Here is a 23,020-nt window from a genome sequence, read left to right as displayed (position 1 = left end):
GAAAATGAGTTGGAAATATTACTACTCTAGGAGCTGATTATGTTTAAACTGACTCTTTCAAAGGAAGATTTGCAAGCTTATGTGTTTCATCAGGTGAGTCGTTTTTTTCCTGATAATCGTTTGTCTCCCAAGGACACATTATTTAGCCGGTCATTTGATCTAGCCTTGGAGCGCTCGGAGTTTTGTTTTCAACATATCGCTTTAAGGTCGTTTCATCATGAAGGCACTACCTTTTTTTCACATCTTCATTCTGATCAATACACATTATTCCTGTGGTTTTTGTCTAATTCGACATGGAAGGAGTTTGAGACTGAGGAGATCGCGTCCAAATTCTTTTACTTAAATAAGGCGTTAAACGGTGTTGTATGTATGTACGATGCGGGAATGCCTGATATCTTTCTTATTGTGCATGGTGGTGGTGTAGTGTTAGGTAAGGCGGTTTATAGTGACTTTTTTGTATGTTACCAGGGATGCACCGTAGGCGCAATAAATGGTGTTTATCCTGTTATCGGCAAGGGAGTGGCTATGGCCCCGCAATCAGCAATCATTGGTGACTGCTGTATCGGCGACCATGTGACGATCGGAAATCAAGCTTTATTACGTAACACCAACTTGAACAACGGATCATTATACTATCGCCATACAGAAACTGGTCAGCATATAACTCAGCAAACGGATAAACCCTGGGCACAGTCTTTTTTTAATGTACCAATTCCGCAAAATGGAGGAAGTTCATGAAATCAAACACCATATTGATTAGCGGTGCTAATGGTTATATAGCACTTCATCTGGCCCAATGCTTAAAAAAGCACCATTATAATGTTTTGACTGCTACGAGAGATAGTGGAGGGGATCTTGGAATGGATTTCTCTAAACCGACTGAAGTAGCATCGTTGATTAGTAATGGAATCGATACGATGATTCATACGGTTTCTCCAAACGAAATGCTTTATAAAACAGATCCTTACCGAGCCTTGTCTGAAAATGTAACCGGAATCCGAGCAGCACTTGATTTTTGTAAAAATAATAATATTAAGAATTTTATATATTTTTCGAGTTTTCATGTTTTTGGAGTACAGGAAGGGAAATTGACAGAGAGCACTCCTGTCGCTCCAAGTAACGATTATGGATTGGCACATTATACAGCCGAACAAACAGTTAGGATGTACGATCGAGCTAATCTGCTAAATGCATGGATAGTGAGACCCTCTAATCTATTTGGAGTTCCCGTAAACCTTAATACATTCAAACGGTGGAATTTGATTCCGTTTTTATTTTGCAGGGAAGCTGTAGAGAGTAACACGATAACGCTTTTGACTCCAGGGAGCCAACTTCGTAATTTTGTAGGTGTGTCGGATGTATGTAAGAAAGTGAAATGGATATTGGAACAAAGACCAAAAGAGCGGCTGTTTCATGCTTACGGAAATGAGACGATGAGTGTTTTACAGTTTGCCTTATTAGTTCAAAAGGTCGCGTTAGAGATTTTCGGAATGCCCGTACGAATCATTCGCCCCGAGGGGAACGACCGAGTTGTTGACTTTAACTTTACTAGTGTAAACGAATATAAAGGCCTGGAACCAAATGATAAGGTGGAGACTTTTGTCATCGAACTACTCAAAGCCCTTCTCACCAGTAATGAAAGGATTGATTAACATCATCTGTAATATTTGTGGTCAAACATGTGCTTTTGAAGAGAGATATATTCGAGCGCCTCATAGTTTAATGAGTGTATATAACTCGGATAAACTGAATTTACGTGATCTGGAGATTTATCACTGTGATTTATGCGGGCATACCCAGATTCCGGTGCACATTACTGAAGAGTATTACCAAGATTACTCCATGGGCTCTTTTTGGGGAGCTAGCTTCAAGCGGATCAGGGAAAGTCAACTTGAGCGTCTGGCGATGCTAGCGCCGGCACGTGGGCGATTTTTAGATATTGGCTGTGGTGTGGGGCATTATCTAGCACTAGCTAACAACCATTTTGAAGAACTATTTGGGGTTGAACCATCCACTTCTAGTGCTATGACAGCACGGCAACAAGGATTTACCGTCATAAACGACTATTTCCATGAAGAGTTAACATTTGAGTCGGGATTTGATGCAATAAGTATAATTGAAGTGCTGGAGCACCTCGAACAACCTGCCGTTTTATTTGCTCAGGCAGCCCAATTATTGAATGAAAATGGCATTCTTTTAGTTGAGGTTCCAAATGGACAACGAATCGTTGAAAAGCGCCTGTATTATAATTTATGTACGGATCACATCCAGTATTTCTCTGTTACTAGCTTGACAACAATGGCACACAGGGCAGGTTTGACAGTTGTTTGCGTGCAAGAATCACCCGACCCTAATTTGCTTGAATTATATGTAAAAAAGGTCTCTAAACCCTCCTATACTTTTACTAGTAAACGGCAATCATCACTCGATCAGCTTGTTTCAAAGCTTTCGGCAAATGCGAGAGTAGCGGCATGGGGTGCAGGAGCTGAGTCGACTTGTTTTCTTGCAATGATGGAGGAGAAGGTTCATATTGAATGCCTGTTTGACAACGATCTTAATAAACAGGGACACCACATTGCGGGTATTCCCATCATTAAGCCAACTTCCGAATATGTTTGTTTATTTGACACCATTATTCTTTTTGCAAATGCACATAAACAGCAAATCCAAGAGCAACTTATACAGCTAGGGTTCATTGGAGCACTTTTTACTTTTGATGTAGGTTAATTTTGGAGACCTATAAGAGCTTAAAAGTTCAAGACGAAATTTTAGGTTATAAGGGGGAGCAGGATGTTAGTTCATACTACACCGCTTGAAAAAGCCGCAGTAATTGAAATGGAGCCCGTTCAGGACAGTCGTGGTTTTTTTGCCAGAAGTTTCTGTAAAAAAACGCTGGCTGAGCAGGGGGTTTTTTTTGATGTGGTTCAAACAAATGTGGCATTTAACCATCAAGCTGGCACGCTAAGGGGGATGCATTTCCAGTTTGCTCCTTTCTGTGAGCAAAAGATCATCTCTTGTCCTCAAGGAGCCATCTACGATGTTATCATTGACCTAAATCGGGATAGTCTTACATTTGGGAAATGGTTCGGACTTACATTATCTGCCGAGAACCGTTTGTCTCTATATGTACCAAAGGGATTTGCCCATGGATACCAAACGCTTACCGAAAATACAAGCATTCATTATATGGTCAGTGAGTACTACACTCCTAGTCATGAATCTGGAGTTCGTTGGAACGATCCTGCTTTTGAGATAGAGTGGCCTCATGTGGAAGATCTCATTATTTCACAGAAAGATAAGCAGTGGAAAGACTTTGATTTGAGTACAGATGGTGTAATTTTGTCTGAAGGAGAAGGACATGGATCATAATATAGCAGCGCAAATTCTCGATAATTTAGAGGTTGGACACGAAGGTATCTGTTATTTGGAAAGTTGTATTCAAAAAGGTGAGTTAAGTCTGTCTGATTTATTAGTATTGGACACCATGGTTGAACTGCTCGATGCAGTCGAAAATGTGACACTGGAAGTGTCTGTTCCTCACCGGATAAAAGATATCAATGCTAATATTTTCTTCTATATAGAAAAGCTAAAACAGAATGCAATAAATGATAATGTTGAGGTTTTTTTATATGATTTTCGCTTTCACTTTCGCTCTCTTTTTCGGATACTAGAGTTCGAAGTTGCTTATATCGTGGAGAATCTCGTCTCTAAAAAGGACTATCCACGTTTTTATCCAGATGTAGGAATCGTTGATCACGATGATATCTGGACAAAGGGGGAGAAGGCGGATTGCAAAGTAAGTGTGGTTTTACTTGCATACAATAATCTAGACTATACACGGGATTGTGTTGAAAGTATTTTGAAGAATACTGCTGATGTGGAGTATGAATTGATATTGGTTGATAACGGCTCTACGGACGGAACCAAAGAATATTTTGATTCCATACCTGACGCAAAGGTTATTCATCTGAAGTATAATATCCATCTTGTGAAGGGCTTTAATATTGGTTTGATGGCGGCGGAAGGTAGATATTGCGCTGCAGTATGCAATGATTTTATTTTTACTCCGAACTGGTTAAAAAATCTGATGATTTGCATTGAATCGGACCCCGGCATTGGGTTTGTGTCTCCGGGTGCCACTTCTATTTCCAATTTGCAGCAAATTTCGATTCCGTTCCACTCTATAGAAGATTTTCAGGAAAAAGCCAGAGAATACAATGTAAGTGACCCTTCAAAATGGGAAGAACGAGTGGTTTTGTTGCCCAATGTTTTATGTTGCCCCACAGCACTACTGGATCGAATAGGCTATTATGACACCCGCTTTTTTCGTGGTGAATTTTTAGATGATGACATCAGCTTTCGAATTAGACGAGCAGGATACAAGCTCGTTTATTGTGCGGATACCGTGACTCACCATTACGGTAGTCTAACAACCTCCAGTGATCATCAGACGAATTCTATGGAAGAAGGAAGACAAACCTTTGTAGAGAAGTACGGTTTGGATGCGTGGTTGGATGCGCGTATGAATCTTGCTCATCTGAAGATAGATTTCAGTCAGCTATCTACCGTGAAGACCATACTTGGAATCGATGTAAAGTGCGGTGCCACTCTGCTTCAAATTAAAAACCGCATATGGTCAAATCATGGTATTAAGCCACATGTCTCCGTTTGCACAACAGAGCACAAATATGAAGTGGATGTAAGTTCTATCTCGAAAAAAGTGTTTCTGCTGGATCATATCGGTCGGTTACCGGAAGAACTTAATGGCACAATCGATTTGGTTTATATTGAGAAGCCCTTGGATTGTTACTCTGAGGATTTGGATTCCATCTTCAGCGCTATCTCAAAGGTCATGAGTGTTAACGGAAAAGTGATTTTTATGGTTAACAATAGTGCGAGTATAGAAACATTATATGAAATGCTTTCTTCTTCGCATACCGTACACAATCGCAAAATCTATATACGTGACGTACTTTGTTTGCAGGCAAAAGCACACGGGTTTGAGCAATCTTCAATTATTAGTTTCGTACCGGAGCGGAGCCCGCAGAGCAAACAGGTTATTAAGGACTTCGCAATGTTTCTTGCTGGAGGACGGCAAGCGGATATGAATTATTTGGAGTCGTTATTGGAATCCAATGTTGGAATGTATCAAATGAACTACCAGGGAACATCGACATAATTATTCAGCACATAAATTCAAATCAGGAGTGTCTATATAATGAATTCAGGTATGGTGGAGCATAGTTTCTGGTCGGGCAAAAAGGTATTCCTTACAGGACATACAGGCTTTAAAGGGAGCTGGCTCAGCATTTGGCTTCATAGTATGGGAGCCAAGGTAACGGGGTACTCGCTATCAGCCCCAACCACTCCGTCTTTGTTTGAGTTGGGAAATGTTGAGGAAGTTCTAGTAGATTCAGTAATTGGTAACGTGACTAATTTGGAAATACTAAGGGACACCATGCAAGATGCAAATCCGGAAATCATTATTCACATGGCCGCGCAGCCTCTAGTCCGGAAATCTTATGAAGACCCTGTCCTAACCTATCAAACGAATGTTATGGGTACTGTAAATGTAATGGAAGCCGCACGTACTTGCAGTTCGTTACGCGTTATTCTCAATGTGACAACAGATAAGTGTTATGAGAATCAGGAGTGGCATTGGGGGTATCGTGAGAATGAGCCGCTGGGAGGTTATGATCCATATTCCAGCAGTAAAGCATGCTCAGAGCTTATAACCTCAGCGTACCGCAGCTCTTTTTTTGAATCATCAGTGGTCAAAGTGGCCACTGCAAGAGCCGGCAATGTAATAGGAGGAGGCGACTGGGCTGAAGATCGGTTGATTCCTGACTTAATGAAAGCATTGGCGAACGGAGAGCTCATCAAAATACGGAATCCCGAAGCGGTTCGACCTTGGCAGCATGTACTTGAACCGTTGTCTGGATATCTGTTGCTTTGCCAACAACTGTATTTGGAGGGTCAGGAGTATGCGCAGGCATGGAATTTTGGACCTCAGGATCGTGATGCCAGGTCTGTTCAATGGATTGTCACTCAAATGTTAAGCAAGTGGCCGCATCAGCATCCTGGCTATCAGGTGGTTAATCTGAATTCTAAACATGAAGCAAATATGCTTAAGTTGGACTGTTCAAAAGCATCACACGAGCTCAATTGGAACCCAAGGTGGACATTGGAACAGGCATTGGATGTCACCATCCAATGGTTTGAGGAATATTTGCAAGGTAAAGATGTAAGAGAACTGTGTAAGCGTCAGATTGCTGAATATGAGCGTGAGGGTTTATCCTAGACTTTAGGACTTTATAGATGGCTTTTAAAAACACTCAATGAGCTAAAAGGGCTACCCCTAGGGGTAGCCCTTTTATAATCCGAAAAAATCCGTAAACAAAATGTGACCGATTCGCGTCCATAACTGTGTTAAGGGTAAAAGGAGGTCTAAAGGCGATGCAGATCGATTCGCTCCGGCCGGGCGGAGATATTACGGAAACCTATGAATTATACGGCGACATGCTTTTTAAAATAGCAATGGTGTACCTGGGAAACAAACAGGATGTAGAAGAAGCTATTCAGGAGACGTTTATGAAGCTGATATATAAATCGCCTGACTTCAGGGACCAGGAGCATAAGAAAGCTTGGCTCATTCGAGTGATTACGAACCATTGCAAGAACATGCAAGGAAGCCTGTGGCGCAAGCGGGTAACCAAAATGGAGCATATGAATGATTATTTTGTGGAGCCGACAGAACGAACCCTGATGGATAACGTCATGAGTTTGCCGTTCAAGTATAAGTCGGTGATCCATCTGTTTTATTACGAGGATTATTCCGTTAAGGAAATCGCCGGGATCTTGCAGATTAATGAGTCTGCGGTCAAGATGCGTCTTCAGCGCGGCAGGAAGCTGCTGCGCATGGACTTGGAAGGAGAGGACGATTGATGAATCGGAATGACTACAAAACATTGATAGATCGAATAGAACCTGATAAAGGATTGGAGGAGCGCCTGATGAAAGGAATGAAACAAAATCAGTATCAGACGACAAGAAGGAATCGATGGGGTATGGTAGGCGTTAGCGCGGCCATCATGCTGGGGCTGGTGGTGGTGGCTTCGCTGGTATTGAATCTTGAGAACGAGCCAGCGGTTAGCGATATCCCGGTTGCTAAACAAGGGACTGGAGAGCATACCCCGCCGACCGCCCAGGCCGGTCATGACCCGGTAACCATCCCTAAAATCGAGCTTCCGGGTGAGAGCAACGTCAAAGCCGACATGATCGGTTTGGTTGTATACCAGGGCAATATTTACACCCAAACAGGTACGCAAATCACGCCGGAAATTGCCAAGCAGCTGCGGGGCGACAAGCTCGGTCGGTCGAAATCGGGGATTACGGAATGGAGCTCCTCCGAAGATTACACGGAGCTTGCTTCGACAATCGGCGAAATGGACATTTTCTCGGTTAAGGGATATGACGCCGATTTTAGAATCATGTCCTACATGGAGCACGACGGAGAAGTCTATGCTGAATTGTATGAGCATCTAAATGGGATTACGGTGGCCAAGGGCGAGGATATCATAGGCAAACTGAATCTGATGGGGAACATGACGTCTGTCAAATGGCAGGATTTCGACAGCTGGAACATGGGCGAGAATAAGCAACACGAGCTTTCCGGTGATGCGGCGGTGCAAGCTTTCGTCGAGGCATTATACGAGGCGAAGCCGGTAGCGGCCGAACCTTTGTTTGAGCAAGGGATCTACGAGACCGGGTCGGGCGAGCAGAAGTTTCTATATATCCAGTTGCAGGACGGGACGGAGGTCCAGTTAAGATTGTTTAAAGGCGGCCAATATGTGCGATATGCCAACGCGCCTGTGTTCTTTCAATTGGAGGACGAGGCGTTCACCACGCTGTGGAAGCTGATGGAGGAGTAGGTCGTCCTACCGTTTATAGCAACGAAAAAAAGGTAATGTAAAAAACTAGAGGCTATCCCTAATCGGATGGCCTCTAATCATTGATGTAGGGTCACTAATGGCGCCCCCTTTATCGCATGGCGGTCCCTTGCTATTCGCGTTAAGTCGATGATGGGCGGTTCGCTTTCACGAATGCACTCGGCGTCATTCCGAAATACCGGGTAAAGGCGCGGGAAAACGTGAACAAATCCGAATAGCCCAGGGATAAAGCGGTCTGCGTGATGCTGATGCCCTCGGCGGATAATAGGCGGGTCGCTTTCTCCATGATCAACTGCTGCATGTAGCGGGACGGAGAGATGCCGTATCGGCGGGTAAACGCGCGGGTAAAGTGACTGCGATGCACGCCGGCCCACGCGGCAAGCTCCTCCACGGACAGGTTCTCGGTACAGTGAAGCTGCATATACCCGGGGATGGATTCGAGCCAGTCGGATGCAGCAGAAGAAGGAGATTGGTGCCGGTTCGAATTGATGCTGTGGATCAATTGGAATCCCAATGACATCAGCTGAAGACTGTGGTCTAGCTGGGGCTGCCGGAGCAATCTCTGAATCTCCTTGATGATCGCCAGGGTATCGTCCCCGAAGGCGTTTGTCGATAGGGCCGCTCCGGACATAAATCGACATGCTTCAATATGGATGGCATCAACTCGCCCATAAAAGCCGTCCAGGTGATCGTGGTAGACGGCTGCTCGCAGTCCTTGACATAGGTATAGACCGAGCCGGGGAAGAGGCAGAACAAGTCGCCTTCCGAGAGGGAGACGCTGCTGCCGTCCCATCCGAATTTCACCTTGCCGCTTGCAACGAAATGTATACTATAAAATCCGACGGACCGGGGACCGACTTTTTCGGTGAAAAAGGGGTGCGTACCGGATTTGTATATCCACAATCCCATTTTTGTCTCAAATGGAACCGGATTGTTAAAGTATTCTTCTCTGGATAGTCTTGGGTTCACTGTTACGCCTCCTCCTGCCAGCTGTTCCTGATCATTTTTCTTGTTGTTGCTACTATGCAACATATTGTATAACGATTGCAAGGATTGAGCATTCCTTGTGGGCCTGTCAAAAGGTACGATGATGAGGAACAAGTCGAACATAGTAGAGGTGAATTAAGATATGAAACAACCGAATTTTATCGTCGTATATTGCGATGATCTAGGGTATGGGGACCTTGGGTGTTACGGTTCGGAAACCGTGAAAACCCCGCACCTGGACGGATTGGCTGATGAGGGTATTCGTTTTACGAATTGGTATTCCAACTCTCCGGTCTGCTCTCCGTCACGAGCCTCTTTATTGACAGGCAAGTATCCAGTCAGAGCGGGAGTCGGTGAAATCCTGGGGGCGAAGCGCGGCTCGCATGGCCTGCCTGCCGCCGAGGTAACGTTGGCGAAGGCGCTTAAACCCGCCGGCTACAGAACGGCATTGTATGGAAAATGGCATCTGGGTCTGTCAGAGGCAACCAGTCCGAACGCGCATGGGTTTGATGAGTTTTTCGGATTTAAGGCGGGCTGCGTCGATTTTTACTCGCACATCTTTTATTGGGGCCAAGCCCATGGCGTCAATCCCCTTCATGATCTATGGGAAAACGAAACGGAGGTTTGGGAGAACGGCCGGTATATGACCGAACTGATTACGGAACGATCCGTTGATTTCATTAAGCGGTCTCGGGAGCAGAAGGCTCCGTTCTTCTTGTTTACGTCATACAATGCGCCGCATTATCCGATGCATGCACCACAGGAATACATGAACCGGTTTGCGCATTTGCCTTGGGATCGGCAGGTCATGGCCGCCATGATTGCAGCGGTGGATGACGGCGTCGGGGAGATCGTGAAGGCGCTGAAGGAAGTGGGTTGTTATGAGGATACGGTCATCTTCTTCTCCAGCGATAACGGACCGTCCTCCGAGAGCCGGAACTGGCTGGACGGGACGGAAGACATTTATTACGGCGGGAGCGCGGGGATCTTTCGCGGGCATAAAGCAAGTCTGTTTGAGGGCGGAATCCGCGAACCTGCCATACTAAGCTGGCTGAACGGATTGGAGGGCGGACAAGTACGCGATGAGGTGGCGGCCATGATGGACATCGTACCGACCTTTCTGGATCTGGCGGGCGTCGATCCGGCGGCGGGACCGCTTCAAGGCGTTGCACTGGATGGAAGCAGCCTGAAGGGGATGCTGCGAATGGGCGAGCCGTCGCCGCATAAGCAATTGTTCTGGGAGTATCAAGGCCAACTGGCTGTCCGGGAAGGGAATTGGAAGCTGGTGCTGAACGGGAAACTCGATTTCGACCGCGTGGTTCCCGATCAAGTTCATCTGTCCGATCTGTCCAAGGATCCCGGGGAGCGCTCCAACCTGGCGGACCGTTACCCCGAGATTGTGGAACGGCTTAGCCGGGACGTGCGAGCTTGGTACGAGGAAGTGCAAAGTAACGGATCATAAGCGTGGATTAGAGCGAATCATATAAGCCTTAGCGATTATGCAAAAAAGCCCCGGCAACGGGGCTTATTCATATCGGTTGGTGACAGGTATCAGCAGATTCCGGTAGCTGGGTCCCTTAAAAAGGATTCAGCACATGGTAGAACACGTTCGGCGAAGCCATGCGGTAATAATGACTGCACCAGCCGACCCCTTTGTGGTTGTCGCGGTTGGTCGTGCTGAACACCAGCCGTTCCTGCTCAAGCTCTTCAATGCTTGCCGTCCGTCCCTCAACGTATTCCAAAATGCGGAACGATGCGGTATCCAGGCGAGTGATGACGCCGCCATAGCGGATGTCGATGACTTCCCAGCCGAAGGGCTTAAACATCCGGTGCCACTGCGTGCGGTGGGCAATGCGCAGCTCTTGAACGGCTCTGGAAATGGCAGGGAGCACGACCTTGGCCATATGTCTTAAGGTATCGGTGTCCTTGGCATCATAGGCTTTCTTCAGCAGAATGCCAATCTCGCTCTTGCGTTTAAGGACGGCGCTCAGCTTCTCCGGCATCTCGAACAGATAGTCCAGCTCGGCGCTGCTATCGCGCTTCACACGCAGGTTTTGCTCCAGCTCGGCATAGTGGTTCGAGAGATCCAGACCTTCGATCTGTTTGTCGAACATCCCGAGGAGCACGTCCTGATACAGCAAAAATTTCGACGGGTTGCTCTGCTTGGCGTTGTTCGGCTCCTGGCCGGGGATTTCGTCCAGATCCTTCAGCAGGAAGAACATGTCCATATCGATGCCCGTACAGAATTTCACCCGTTCCGCCAACAGAGCCAGTGAAGGCTTCTGTTCCGAGTAGGCATGCTCGGCATAGAGCTGCAGACCGAGCAGCGCCGCGAACGGATTTCCTTCGTTGCCGTCATCACCCCACATCGTGGCGTATACCTCGCGGATTCCCTCCTGCTTGCACACTTGAAGCGCAACATCCGAAGCGTTCAGGGACAAACCGTAGTTGACGCCGAAGGTGTTGAAAATCCAGACAGCGCCTGCAAACACGAGGTTGCAGCCCAGCGGACGGTGATTGGCGATCAGCTTCTCATAGTCCTCCGGCTCCATGTGGGTATAGTCCCAGTACACCATGTCCACATCCTTCGGGATGCGGCGGGCCATATCCTCCGGAATCGAGGTGTCCTTATCGTAATATGCCGCATCGCCGCCTCCGCCGGAAGCGAGCTTCAGAAACATATCGCTCCACATCATCGGCTTCAGGCCGCGCTTGCGGACCGCAGCCAGAACCTTGTCCAGATGGGCGATCATAATGTCGAAACGGCTCACATAACCGTTGTGATCCAAATATTTTCCCCGTCCAAGCTCCTCCGCTTCGTCCATCCCGATATGAATCTTGCTGCTGCGGAACGGAGCGCTGGCAGCCTCGATCATTCGTTCAATCAGGGAATCGGTCTGCTCGCTGCCGACGAACAGGGCCCCCTTCGTATCACGGTAATGCTTGATAGGCTCCCACTTCAGAAACTCCTCCAGGTGCGCCAAGGTCTGGATGCTCGGAAAAGCCTCGATGCCGAATTCATTGGCATAATCGTCTATCTCTTTCAGCTCCGCCTGCGTATAGCGCCCGCGCATATAACCGAAATAAGGCTCGCCTTCGATCTGGTAGGTATCCTCCAGGTATAACATCACGCTGTTCATTCCCATCAGGGCCATCTTGTTTAGCATGAGCTTGAAGCTGTCCACGGTCAGCACGGCGTTGCGGGACAGGTCGAACATCGGGCCGATCTGATCAAATTGCTGACGTTCCTGTAGGTGGAACGAATCGCTTTTGCGGCTATGTTGAACCAGCAGGCCCAGTCCTCGGAAAAATTGATGCTTCCTTCCGTAACGAATATAAGCGTGAGTCCGGTCCCTGCCGACCTCCAGGTCGCCCTCCGACAAGTCTATCTGAACGGGGACTCCGTCCTCCGCAAGCCCTACGCCAAGCTCATCCAGCAGCAGCTGAATACCTGGCATGACATCCGTAACAGCGCCCTCAAAACGAAATTTCATATGAAATCCCCCTGCATCCATGATTTTATGAACATTAAACATTATATCATTATAATGTTTAATGTTATGGGAATCGTTGCGGGAAATCAATCATTAGTTTGCGAAAGTATCCTTCCAATTCATCTTACTAGAAACGCTATATTTCTCGCTTATGCGAGAACATTGGATAACAAAGTATGCATGCTAACAAAGATATTACACATGGGGGGTATGTATGAAAAAGATATCATCCCGGTTCAAAACAAAAATAGTAATAATGATGATATGTGACATGAATTCTGGAAAAAGTGATGTTACAACGAAACATTTACTGGGCAATCCACGTCTGAATAGGAAAGTATTGTAAATCAAAAATGATAAGGTGGGAATTTGATGAAGACACGAAGAAAAGTAATCATTTCCTCAATTGCCTTTCTCTTATTTATTCCTTCAGTGGCCTCAGCTAAAGAAGCAGAATTGAAGGCATCTGCTGTCAAAACAGTGAAGGCCCAAAAAATCTGCCCTGCAGCCAAGATCGAAAGAGAGAAACAAAAAATGGAGGGAGACCGAACCGTGAAAGGTGCAGTAATCCTTGAACCACTGCAAACGCTTATGGACGACTACAAACTGAATAAAACAGAAGAACAGATCGAAGTAAGTATTATGCTTAGATATGATCTGAACATATCGAAACAAAACTTTTTAAAAACGAAGTTCTCTGCGTTTAAGGAGGCTGTAACGGACAAGGATGGTTTCGGAGGATACAGTTTTTTTGCTAAGTTGACAATCAAAGAAATTGAGGAAGTGAGTACATGGGATGAAGTCTCCACCATTTCACTTCCATCGGATACGGTGTCCATTTATTAATTATGTTGAGAAGCCTGTACTACGCTGATTCTTTGGGAATTTGGCGAGGTATTGGTTTTTTTTTGATTTTCGGAAATATAGGAGCGCAGCATGTATCCGGTTCCTCTGACAGAGATAATAAATCGGGTCGTTCTTGGATGGCCCTAACTGGAGAGAGTCCCGCTTGAGCCGGAAAATAGTTCTTGAAAACAGGCCAAAATGTGGTTGACGGCAAGGAACCTCGATACTACAATAAAGAATGCAAACGTTTCCATTGTAATCGCTTTCACCTAAATTGTTTCATTCTATATTTCGAACATATTCTCTAACCATTGTCAGTAACTGTCGTACTTTACTTGATGGAAGATCAAACCTGTTTATGCAAGCGTTTGCGCAATGATTGGCATCAACATCGTATCAACTGCACCTAATTCAAGAACAGAAGGAGGCTATTTGTTCATGGGAATGACTGTTTCAAGCAAACGAACGTGGTCCATCATCATGATTTTCTCGTTGATTTTCTCCATGCTTGGTGTTCCGCCATCACCGGCTAATGCCAATAACACGCCAAGCCAGGTTACGCTGGTGGGGACTCTGCAATCCGAATTAGGCCATAGCTCGGATTGGGATCCGACTGCCGCCGCGACAACGATGCACGATATGGGGAACGGAGAATACAGGTTTACCGGGAACTTGTCTGCAGGATCGTACGAATACAAGATTGCGATCGATGGCAAGTGGGACGAGGATTACGGATTTACTAATTATACGAATCCTAATGGGGTTAGTCAGGGTGAGAATATTGTAATTAAGCTGGATCTGGATACGGAGGTCACTTTTTACTATAATCACGAGAGCCACCGGATCGCCGATTCTACATACTACGCTCCGATCGAACCGGATAAGCTTCCAAGAGTGATCGGCAGCTTCCAGTCGGGTATTGGTGAAACGGCCGACTGGTCGCCTGCGGATGCGCGCTTGATCATGCAGGATTCCGATTATGACCATGTATACACGGTGACGGCCGATGTGTACGAAGGGGATCATGAGTATCAAATCGCTTTGGGCAGCGATGCGGCAAGTCCGGTTTACCCCGCTAATCGGGAAAGGCTTCAACTGCCGCAAGACGTGAAGGTTACGTTCAGCTACAATGCGAACGATCATGGTGTTGCCGCTCATTTCACGGTGCCTGCAGATCCGGGAACGCCGGTTCCCGCTAATCATCTGCGCGTCCATTACAACAGGGCAGACGCGAATTACGGCAGCATCGGGCTGTGGGTTTTTGATGACGTTGCAGCTCCGTCCACCAACTGGCCGACAGGGGCAACGCCATTCCCTAGTGGTCAGCAGGACAGCTACGGTGCCTTCGTCGACATTCCGTTGAAGGAAGGTGCCCAAAAAGTTGGCATCGTTGTTGTCGACCGTGTCAGCGGCAACAAAGACGGCGGCGACAAAAAATTTGCCTTAGCCTCGCCGGACATGAACGAAGTATGGCTCAAAGAAGGCTCCGATACGGTATATAGCTTTGAGCCTGTTGACCTGCCGGCAGATACCGTGCGTATCCACTATCAACGGCAGGATCAGAACTACGATCCGTACGGTTTGTGGATATGGGGTGATGATGTCGCTGCGCCTTCGAAAGACTGGCCGACAGGAGCCACCATGTTCCCTCCAGGCCAAACCGACCGTTACGGTGCTTACGTGGACGTACCGATGAAGCCGGGGGCCCAGAAGATTAGTTTCCTCGTGCTGGATCCGTCCAAGGGAGATGCCGGGAAAGACGGCGGCGACAAGGGTTTTACCTTGGTAGACCGATACCAGCATCTGTTCATTAAAGAAGGCGACAATACCGTCTACACATCTCCGCATGGAGAGGTGCCTACGGGGTTAGTCTCGGCAGAGGTATTGGCTCCTGGAAAGCTCCAGCTCGGATTTACGATGACCGATGGCTTGGAAGCGGATACGCTGAAGAATGAGCTGCAGATTAAAGATAAGGACGACCATACGGTTAGCATTCAAGACGTGAAGATTGTCGGAAACACTACCATCGAAGTGTCGGCATTATTCCAGTTGGATCAAACTCCGCTTAAGGTAACCTACGCCGGAAAAACCGTATCGGCCTCGACCGGATGGAGAATGCTGGATGAAATGTACGCTTACGACGGCGATGATCTCGGGGCGACCTATCAGGCTGGAGGAGCCGAGCTCAAGCTGTGGGCACCGACGGCAGCCGAGGTCACCGCGAATGTGTACAGCAAGGATGATGCAACGGAGTTGATCGGCAATGTAACCCTGCAAAAAGGCGATAAAGGGGTCTGGTCGGTTCAACTGAAACCGGGGGATCTCGGAATCCCGGATTTTAGAGGATACTTTTATCAATACGAAGTGACCAACAACGGCGTGACGAAAACCGTGCTTGATCCATATGCCAAATCGATGGCGCAGTTCAGAGTGAACACCAAGGGTGAAGCAGGGCCGGACGGCGATACCGTCGGCAAAGCGGCTATCGTCGACTTCAGCCAAACGGATCCCGCCGGTTTCGGTTTTGCGGACATTCCTGGTTATGAGCAGCGGGAAGACGCCATCATCTGGGAGATTCACGTCCGGGATTTCACCTCGGATCCAATGATCGAGAACGACCTTCATAACGCCACTTGGGGCTCCTACGATGCGTTCAAAGAGAAGCTTGAATACATCAAGTCCTTGGGCGTTACCCATGTTCAGCTACTGCCCGTGATGGCTTGGTATTACGGGGACGAAGCCGCCATGAAGAACAGGGAGCTGGAATATTCAGCAAAAGACAATGAGTACAACTGGGGGTATGATCCACACAGTTATTTCTCCCCTGATGGTGCTTACTCCGAGGATCCTACGGATCCCGAGCTTCGTATCAAAGAACTGAAGGCGATGATTAACGCCATCCACGAGGCGGAGATGGGCGTCGTGCTGGACGTGGTGTACACACATATGGCCAAGGCAGAATTCTTGAATGATATCGTGCCGAACTATTACGCCTTCCAGGACGCCAACGGCAATTTCATCGGAGGCTTCGGCAACAACTTGGCAACCAACCACAAGATGGCCGAGAAGCTGATGGTGGACTCCGTGAAATACTGGTTTGACGAATACAAAATCGACGGTATGCGCTGGGACATGATGGGCGACGCCACGTATGAAGCCGTGCAGAACGCCTATGATGCCGCGACCGCCATTAACCCGAACGCCCTGTTTATCGGCGAGGGCTGGGTCACATTCGGCGGACATCTGTCGGATCCTTCTCTGGCAGGTAAGGGCGCAGACCAGAACTGGATGGATAAGACGGACGACGTCGGTGTCTTCTCGGATGAGTTCCGCAACGAGCTGAAATCCGGTTTTGGCAACGAAGGCGAGCCTCGATTTATTACGGGCGGCGCACGCGACATCCAAACGATTTTTAACAATATCAAGGCGCAGCCGAGCAACACGAAGGAAGATGACCCGGGCGACATCGTTCAATACATTGAAGCCCATGACAATCTGCCGCTGTACGACATCATTGCACAATCTATCAAGAAGGATCCTTCGATAGCAGCGAATGATCTGGAGATTCATAAACGCATTCGTCTGGGCAACCTGATTACTTTGACTTCGCAAGGAACGGCTTTCCTCCATGCAGGACAGGAATACGGGCGGACCAAGCAATGGCTGGGTCAGGGTGTACCCGAGCAAAAATATCACGAATTAGAGGACGAGGCGGGGAACCGTTTCGGTTATTTCATCCACGACTCCTACGATTCTTCCGATGCCATCAACATGTTTGATTGGGAGAAGGCTACGGATGAAGCTAAATATCCGGAGAACAACAAGACGAGGGAATATACGACCGGGTTGATCGAGTTAAGAAAATCGTCTAACGCTTTCCGCCTGGGCGATCAGTCCATGGTGAATTCGAATGTGACGCTGCTGCAGATTCCCGAAGTGAAAGCGCAGGATCTGGTTATTGCGTATAAAAATAAAGCTACGGATGGAACCGGCACTTATTATGTGTTCGTAAATGCTGATAACCAGTCGAGATCGCTTACGCTTAGCGAGGATCTGACCTCCGGTGAGGTGCTGGTCGATAACAACGAAGCGGGCACGACCGGCGTTAAGGAGAAGTCCGGATTTACGTTAACCTCCGGCTCGATTGCGCTAGAGCCACTAACGGCCGTTGTGATTAAAATGAATGCTAAGATCGATGACGGCGGCAACGGAAGTAACCCTGGAAGTGGAAGTGGAAGCGGAAACGGAGGCGGGGGAGCAGTCGGCAATCCGTCGACCAATCCCGGACCGAAGCCAAATCAGGGTCAGCGGGTCATTAACGAAGAATCGCTGCGCGGCGAGCAAGAGAAAGTGACGATTCAGCTGGGTGCCGAGGATATCGAGGTTCTCTTGCCGCTGACGGCAGGGGACATCCTGGGAGCGAAGCCGCTTGCGCTGAAGCGGGATGGCGTGAGTATACAGCTTCCATCCGCGCTGCTCAAAGCGCTGCGCCAGCTCGTACCGGCCGATCAGGCTAAGGATGCGCTTATCTCGTTTAAGCTGGAAGAGGTTGGATCGCAGACGACTGCCTCTCTTATAGCCAAAGCAGCTGCTTCCGAGAAGGCTAAACTGAAGCAGGGCAGCAAGATATATGATTTAAATCTTTCGATCCGCACGAAAGACGGCAAGGAATATAAGCTGGAGCATTTTATAGCACCCGTAACGATTGGGTTTGCAGTCGACAGCACCATTCATGGCAAGTTAGCCGGTATCTACCATATCTCGGATCAAGGCCGTCTGAAATATGCTGGCGGCAAGCTGGTAAACGGGCTGCTAACGGCTGAAGTAAGCCAATTCAGCACGTATGCTGTATTGGAATACGACAAATCGTTTGCAGACCTTACCGGCCATTGGGCGGAGCAAGCGGTAAAAGAGCTTGCCGCCAAGCAAATTGTGAATGGCACCAGTGATACGATATTCAGTCCGAATCAGCAGCTGACACGCGCGCAGTTTGCCTCAATGCTCGTCCGTGCCCTGAGCCTAGAAAGCACGGAAGGCACGACATTCACGGATGTGGACGACGAAGCATGGTATGCTTCGGCGATTGCGGCGGCTTACCAGCACGGGCTGGTGAGCGGCAGAGGCAAGGACACCTTCGCGCCGAACGCGGCCATCACCCGCGAGGAGCTGGCCGTCATGCTTTACCGTGCATACGGGGCCAAGGGGAATGCTACCACTTCGGCGGAAGCACCAAATCTGAAAGATAAGCAGCAAATTTCTCCATGGGCAGTCCAAGAGGTGAATAAAGCCTTGTCCCTTGGCTTGATGAAGGGGCATGCCAATGGCACGTTCACGCCTAAAGCGATGACCACCCGGGCAGAAAGCGCCCAGGCTATGTTGAATTTGCTGGACCGACTCTGAAGTAGCACCAGATATTCTTAAGCAAGAAGATTAAATCAGGAAAAGAGCCCTGGATGATGGATGATTCCAGAGGCTCTTTTTACCGTCATACGACAGTATTTGCGTTTTTCTTACTCATCCGCCTTATAAATAGAAAGTAGCAACTCTAGCCTACCGTCGACTCTAGTACGCAGAGTTATATGAGTGGTCTTGGTTGGTTCGACTGTCATTCTCTTATAATTTAGAAGTCTTCAGGCAATCCCTGAAGGACTTTTTTTGTGCCTTTTGTCGCAGAGCCATTGGATTATTTATGTGATTTTGTTATAGTTACCCTGATCTAGCTTGCCTCAGCTCGACCTCCTGTTCTTCCAGCAACTCTCTGCGTCTACACCTTGCGTTCAAGGCACAGGACGAAAATGTGAACGTCATCTTGACCAGGTGAGGTTCTGATACCAAATGGAATGAATTGTGAATCGGCAGGCCTATCGCGCGAGGAAAATGCATCTAACTTCGATTTGAGACGTAGTATGTGTTATATCCTTCATTTACCTATGTTTTACGAATATTTAAAAAGGCGGTTATAAGTCGAATCAGTCATCGCTCTATAGGAGTAAGGGAGGTGTTAATTCTTGAATGGCTCGAAATCCGTGAAGCTGCTCCTGCTTATGGCGGTTATCGCGATCGTGAATATCGTGCTGGTTTCACCCGGGCTGCTCGGATTCCATATTGGCGGCGATAGCGCCTTCCAGTCGGCATCGGTCCTTACCGTATGGATTGTTAGTGTTCTTGCACTCTTTTATGGCAGTTATGTTTTATTATTCAAGCCTCCGGCTGTGAAGGCGATCCAAACGATTCAGACCCGTGAGGATTACATAGACGCGCTTCATCATTATCGCAACGTGAAAGTGCTGAAGAATGATATCGCCCTTGCCCTGGACCAGTTGGAACGAATCGAGAAAAAGAGAAACGCGCTGCTGGATGTCCTGGGTCAGCGTTTTGAGCAAACGGAGCTCAGTTACAAGAAATTCATTGCGGTCATCGATGAGGTTGAGAAGCTGTTCTATCTCAATATCCGAGGGATTCTGAACAAGCTGGGCGTCTTCGCCGCATCCGATTTCAACCACATGGCCGATCAGCCCAAAGCATCCCAGCTATCCAGCAAGGTGGCGCAGAAAAAAACAGCCTTATACCAAGAGTATCTGGCTTACGTGACCGGTTATCTGGAAGCGAATGAAGAAATCATGCTCAAGCTCGATAAACTGCTGCTGGAGATTTCCTTGCTTGGCAGCACCGATTACCGGGATGTGGAGGAGATGCCATGCATGAAGGAAATCGATACGTTAATCAAGCAAACCAAACTATATAAGCAATAAGAGAGGGAGATGATTATGCGAAGCAAAGGGAGTGCCTTTGTCGTATTAGTGGCCATTGCAGTGGTCGTGTTTGTTCTGGTGTATGCGGGGATCACGTTAACCTCCAATCTGGGGAAGAGCCAGTCTGAGGTCGATTCGGAAGGCGCGGCTAAGAAAATCAACAAAATCTACAAGGACATTGTGGTCACGACGGCCGATCCCATAAAAGGCCAAGTCGATCTGGACCCGGTTGCCGTAGCCGACTCTCTGCCCGATATATCCAAGTTTCCGATCTCGGTCGAGAATACGACGGACTTGTATGTTGAGATCTTCTCTTCGCCCGAGAAGGCAGGGCCTGGCATTGACGGTTGGTTGAATGAAGTGGCAGCGGAGTTCAACAACTCCAAGCCGGTGGTGAACGGCAAGCCGGTATCGGTTAAAATCCGTAATATCGCGTCGGGAACCGCAACCGATTACATAACATCCGGAAAGTACGTGCCGGACGCTTTTACGCCTTCTAATGAACTGTGGGGGGAGATGGTCAAGGAATATGGCGTCAAGGCCGAGCTTGTATCCAAGCGCCTCACGGGGAACGTGACCGGCGTTGTCACTCGAAAGGCCAAATACGATGAATTGGTGGAGAAGTACGGCTCCTTGAACGTCAAGACGCTGACGGATGCGATATCGAATAACGAATTGGCGATGGGTTACACAGATCCTTTTGCGAGCTCCACGGGTCTAAACTTCCTGATCACGGCCCTTGAAACGTTTGACAGCTCCGATCTGCTTAGCGAAAAAGCGGTACAGGGCTTCGAGAAATTCCAGGCGAACGTCCCTTTCACGGCTTCGACCACGATCCAGATGCGCGATGCGGCGAAGTCCGGCATGCTGGATGCCTTTGTCCTGGAGTATCAGACCTATGTCAACGCGGCGGACATGAAGAGCGGTTACGTCTTTACCCCGTTTGGCGTAAGGCATGACAGTCCCTTGTATGCGCTCGGGAAAGTGCCGAAGGAGAAGCTGGACATCATTAAGAAATTCGCGGCGTTTGTTGAGCAGGACAAATACCAGAAGTTAGCTGGCAAAAAAGGGTTCAATGGTCTTAACGATTATCAATCCGAGCTTGAAGTTGTCGACAGCAGTCTGCTGCCTTCTGCGCAGAAGCTTTGGAAAGAGAAAAAAGATGGCAACAAGCCGGTTGCGGCTGTGTTTGTAGCGGACGTGTCGGGAAGCATGGACGGCGAGCCGTTAAACCGCCTCAAGGAATCGCTGTTGACCGGTCAGAAATATTTGGGCCGGGACAACAGTATCGGCTTTGTATCGTATTCCACGGATGTCACGATTAATCTTCCGATCGGCAAGTACGACTTGAATCAACAGTCGATGTTTGTCGGGGCGATCAACAGCCTTGAAGCCAGCGGGAATACCGCGACCTTTGACGGCATTGTAGTGGCAATGAAGATGCTTCAGGACGAGATGGCGGTGAATCCGGACGTGAAACCTCTGATTTTTGTGCTGAGTGACGGGGAGACGAACGTTGGGCACTCCCTGGATGACATCCGGGAACTGATCAAAGCGTATAAAATCCCAGTATACACGATCGGCTATAATGCCAACATTCAGGCGCTCCAGAGCATATCCAGCATCAATGAAGCAGCCAGCATCAACGCGGATACCGACGATGTCGTATACAAAATCGGCCAGCTGCTGAATGTGCAGATGTAGCAGCATTACAAGCGTTTTTCACATATAACGAAATGGTTCACACAAGAAACTTGTAGGAGGGGTTATATTGTCATTTACGATGGAAGTCATTAGTCCCGAAGAGATTAAGACGGCGATTGAAGAGCAGGTGAAGCCTGAGCCGGAAGAAGTCACGCAGCTGAAGGAGCTGGCGGCTAACAATGTGCAGGCCATCATGGAGCTGGATATCGAATCGCTCGAGAAGCGAAGACAGGTGCTGCAATCCATCGAGAGCTTTGGCATCAGCTCGATGAGATCCTCCTCGGAGAAGAATGCGCTTCTGCAGGTTCAGGTGGGAAGATTATCGAAAACCGGGGATGAAGGCGGTCAAGTGGCCAAAGGGTTAACGGAGCTGCAGCTGCAGCTGAAGGATTTGGACCCGAGCGTTGTGGATTTTGCGAAGAGCGGGCTGCTGGGCATGGTGTTTAACCCGCTGCGCCGATATTTTGCCAAGTTTCAAAAGGCGGATGCCGTCATTTCAGATATCATCATTTCTCTTGATAAAGGTAAAACCGTATTAAAGAACGACAACACCACGCTGGAGATTGAACAGCAAACCCTCCGCGAGCTGACCAAAAAGCTGCAAAAGGAAATTCAGCTGGGGATGCTTATGGACGCAGAGATCGAATCCCAGGTCGAGGCGGCCAAAATCCGGCAGGAGTCGGAGGATAAAATCCGGTTTATTACCGAAGAGGTGTTGTTCCCGCTGCGCCAGCGCGTGATGGACCTGCAGCAGATGCTGGTCGTAAACCAGCAGGGGATTATGGCGATTGAAGTGGTCATTCGGAACAACAAAGAATTAATTCGCGGCGTAGATCGGGCGAGAAACGTGACGGTAACGGCGCTGAAAATCTCGGTCACGGTGGCTAGTGCCCTGTACAACCAGAAGATTGTCCTGAAGAAAATCGAGCTGCTGAACGAAACCACGAACAATCTGATCAGCGCTACTTCCAAAATGCTGAAGGATCAAGGTGCGGCGATCCACAAGCAGTCGCTGGAAACGAGTATCTCCGTCGATACCTTGAAGCAAGCGTTCACGGATGTGCTGTCGGCGCTCGATTCCATCAGCACTTACAAGCAGGAGGCGCTCCCGCGGATGCGTGAGACGATCCATCAATTCAGTGAGCTGGCGGTAACAGGCGAGCAGCAGATCCAGCGCTTGGAGCGGGGGCAGAAGCTGGGACTGTAAGACAGGACGGGACATATTTTAAAAAAGAGTGTGTAGGTACGAGACTGCGCACTCTTTTTGCTGCTGGGCATGCTTAGGTTC

At 48.3% G+C, this 23,020-nt stretch carries 17 protein-coding genes; 14 read left to right on the top strand and 3 right to left on the bottom strand.

Annotated elements, in window-relative coordinates; translation table 11 throughout:
- The first annotated feature begins 39 nt into the window (after positions 1-39).
- From AB4124_RS07845 to AB4124_RS07810, 8 genes are all read left to right on the top strand, one after another.
- The gene (locus AB4124_RS07845; protein WP_441972195.1) at positions 40-738 is read left to right on the top strand and encodes a hypothetical protein; all 699 of its coding nucleotides are present in this window, start codon (positions 40-42) and stop codon (positions 736-738) included.
- Positions 735-1,652 carry an NAD-dependent epimerase/dehydratase family protein gene (locus tag AB4124_RS07840; protein ID WP_441972193.1) on the top strand — a complete coding sequence of 306 codons (918 nt, stop codon included), beginning with the start codon at positions 735-737 and terminating at the stop codon, positions 1,650-1,652. Before AB4124_RS07845 ends, AB4124_RS07840 begins: the two co-directional genes overlap by 4 nt.
- Complete coding sequence (locus AB4124_RS07835; protein WP_441972191.1) at positions 1,600-2,727, top strand: class I SAM-dependent methyltransferase; 1,128 nt, start codon at positions 1,600-1,602, stop codon at positions 2,725-2,727. Before AB4124_RS07840 ends, AB4124_RS07835 begins: the two co-directional genes overlap by 53 nt.
- A 63-nt stretch (positions 2,728-2,790) precedes the next feature.
- Entirely contained in the window at positions 2,791-3,369 is a 579-nt protein-coding gene (gene rfbC / locus AB4124_RS07830; protein ID WP_441972189.1) for a dTDP-4-dehydrorhamnose 3,5-epimerase, read from the top strand.
- Positions 3,359-5,179, top strand: coding sequence for a glycosyltransferase family 2 protein (locus AB4124_RS07825; protein ID WP_441972187.1), 1,821 nt, complete (start codon positions 3,359-3,361; stop codon positions 5,177-5,179). The genes rfbC and AB4124_RS07825 overlap by 11 nt, the downstream gene beginning before the upstream one ends.
- A 39-nt stretch (positions 5,180-5,218) precedes the next feature.
- The gene (gene rfbG, locus AB4124_RS07820; RefSeq protein WP_441972185.1) at positions 5,219-6,301 is read left to right on the top strand and encodes a CDP-glucose 4,6-dehydratase; all 1,083 of its coding nucleotides are present in this window, start codon (positions 5,219-5,221) and stop codon (positions 6,299-6,301) included.
- A gap of 155 nt (positions 6,302-6,456) precedes the next feature.
- Positions 6,457-6,945, top strand: coding sequence for an RNA polymerase sigma factor (locus tag AB4124_RS07815; RefSeq protein ID WP_430137532.1), 489 nt, complete (start codon positions 6,457-6,459; stop codon positions 6,943-6,945).
- Positions 6,945-7,931 (top strand): hypothetical protein, encoded by a 987-nt coding sequence (locus AB4124_RS07810; protein ID WP_441972183.1) that lies wholly within the window; start codon positions 6,945-6,947, stop codon positions 7,929-7,931. Before AB4124_RS07815 ends, AB4124_RS07810 begins: the two co-directional genes overlap by 1 nt.
- 139 nt (positions 7,932-8,070) lie before the next feature.
- Here AB4124_RS07810 and AB4124_RS07805 read toward each other — a convergent pair whose 3' ends face one another.
- On the bottom strand, positions 8,071-8,508 hold the full coding sequence (locus AB4124_RS07805) for a helix-turn-helix transcriptional regulator (RefSeq protein WP_441972181.1): 438 nt from the start codon (positions 8,506-8,508) through the stop codon (positions 8,071-8,073).
- Entirely contained in the window at positions 8,487-8,918 is a 432-nt protein-coding gene (locus tag AB4124_RS07800) for an AraC family ligand binding domain-containing protein (protein WP_441972179.1), read from the bottom strand. Before AB4124_RS07800 ends, AB4124_RS07805 begins: the two co-directional genes overlap by 22 nt.
- Before the next feature lie 160 nt (positions 8,919-9,078).
- Between AB4124_RS07800 and AB4124_RS07795 the strand changes: the two genes are divergently transcribed.
- Positions 9,079-10,398, top strand: coding sequence for a sulfatase-like hydrolase/transferase (locus tag AB4124_RS07795; protein ID WP_441972178.1), 1,320 nt, complete (start codon positions 9,079-9,081; stop codon positions 10,396-10,398).
- Positions 10,399-10,513: 115 nt separating this feature from the next.
- On the opposite strand, the gene AB4124_RS07790 is transcribed toward AB4124_RS07795, so the two are convergent.
- Positions 10,514-12,430 (bottom strand): beta-N-acetylhexosaminidase, encoded by a 1,917-nt coding sequence (locus AB4124_RS07790; RefSeq protein ID WP_441972176.1) that lies wholly within the window; start codon positions 12,428-12,430, stop codon positions 10,514-10,516.
- 372 nt (positions 12,431-12,802) lie between these two features.
- On the opposite strand from AB4124_RS07790, the gene AB4124_RS07785 reads away from it, so the two are divergent.
- The 5 genes from AB4124_RS07785 (at position 12,803) to AB4124_RS07765 (ending at position 22,939) form a co-directional block, all read left to right on the top strand.
- Positions 12,803-13,276, top strand: a complete 474-nt coding sequence (locus AB4124_RS07785) for a hypothetical protein (protein ID WP_430110226.1) — start codon at positions 12,803-12,805, stop codon at positions 13,274-13,276.
- A 438-nt stretch (positions 13,277-13,714) separates the two neighbouring features.
- Positions 13,715-18,676, top strand: coding sequence for a pullulanase (locus AB4124_RS07780; protein ID WP_441972174.1), 4,962 nt, complete (start codon positions 13,715-13,717; stop codon positions 18,674-18,676).
- 608 nt (positions 18,677-19,284) lie between these two features.
- On the top strand, positions 19,285-20,028 hold the full coding sequence (locus tag AB4124_RS07775) for a hypothetical protein (protein WP_441972172.1): 744 nt from the start codon (positions 19,285-19,287) through the stop codon (positions 20,026-20,028).
- Between the two features lie 15 nt (positions 20,029-20,043).
- The gene (locus tag AB4124_RS07770) at positions 20,044-21,732 is read left to right on the top strand and encodes a VWA domain-containing protein (protein WP_441972170.1); all 1,689 of its coding nucleotides are present in this window, start codon (positions 20,044-20,046) and stop codon (positions 21,730-21,732) included.
- Positions 21,733-21,799: 67 nt separating this feature from the next.
- Complete coding sequence (locus tag AB4124_RS07765; RefSeq protein WP_127594015.1) at positions 21,800-22,939, top strand: toxic anion resistance protein; 1,140 nt, start codon at positions 21,800-21,802, stop codon at positions 22,937-22,939.
- Positions 22,940-23,020: the final 81 nt, after the last annotated feature.

Origin of the sequence: Paenibacillus sp. 2KB_20 (assembly GCF_052115765.1) — a bacterium.
In the GTDB taxonomy this organism is placed as follows: Bacteria; Bacillota; Bacilli; order Paenibacillales; family Paenibacillaceae; genus Paenibacillus_AQ.
This window is presented reverse-complemented; position numbering and strand designations above follow the sequence as displayed.

Excerpts from the sequence above, each read along its gene's own strand:
- AB4124_RS07845 (WP_441972195.1), top strand. The coding sequence starts at position 40 with ATGTTTAAACTGACTCTTTCAAAGGAAGATTTGCAAGCTTATGTGTTT.
- AB4124_RS07840 (WP_441972193.1), top strand. The coding sequence starts at position 735 with ATGAAATCAAACACCATATTGATTAGCGGTGCTAATGGTTATATAGCA.
- rfbC (WP_441972189.1), top strand. The coding sequence starts at position 2,791 with ATGTTAGTTCATACTACACCGCTTGAAAAAGCCGCAGTAATTGAAATG.
- AB4124_RS07825 (WP_441972187.1), top strand. The coding sequence starts at position 3,359 with ATGGATCATAATATAGCAGCGCAAATTCTCGATAATTTAGAGGTTGGA.
- rfbG (WP_441972185.1), top strand. The coding sequence starts at position 5,219 with ATGAATTCAGGTATGGTGGAGCATAGTTTCTGGTCGGGCAAAAAGGTA.
- AB4124_RS07815 (WP_430137532.1), top strand. The coding sequence starts at position 6,457 with ATGCAGATCGATTCGCTCCGGCCGGGCGGAGATATTACGGAAACCTAT.
- AB4124_RS07810 (WP_441972183.1), top strand. The coding sequence starts at position 6,945 with ATGAATCGGAATGACTACAAAACATTGATAGATCGAATAGAACCTGAT.
- AB4124_RS07795 (WP_441972178.1), top strand. The coding sequence starts at position 9,079 with ATGAAACAACCGAATTTTATCGTCGTATATTGCGATGATCTAGGGTAT.
- AB4124_RS07790 (WP_441972176.1), bottom strand. The coding sequence starts at position 12,430 with ATGAAATTTCGTTTTGAGGGCGCTGTTACGGATGTCATGCCAGGTATT.
- AB4124_RS07785 (WP_430110226.1), top strand. The coding sequence starts at position 12,803 with ATGAAGACACGAAGAAAAGTAATCATTTCCTCAATTGCCTTTCTCTTA.
- AB4124_RS07780 (WP_441972174.1), top strand. The coding sequence starts at position 13,715 with ATGGGAATGACTGTTTCAAGCAAACGAACGTGGTCCATCATCATGATT.
- AB4124_RS07770 (WP_441972170.1), top strand. The coding sequence starts at position 20,044 with ATGCGAAGCAAAGGGAGTGCCTTTGTCGTATTAGTGGCCATTGCAGTG.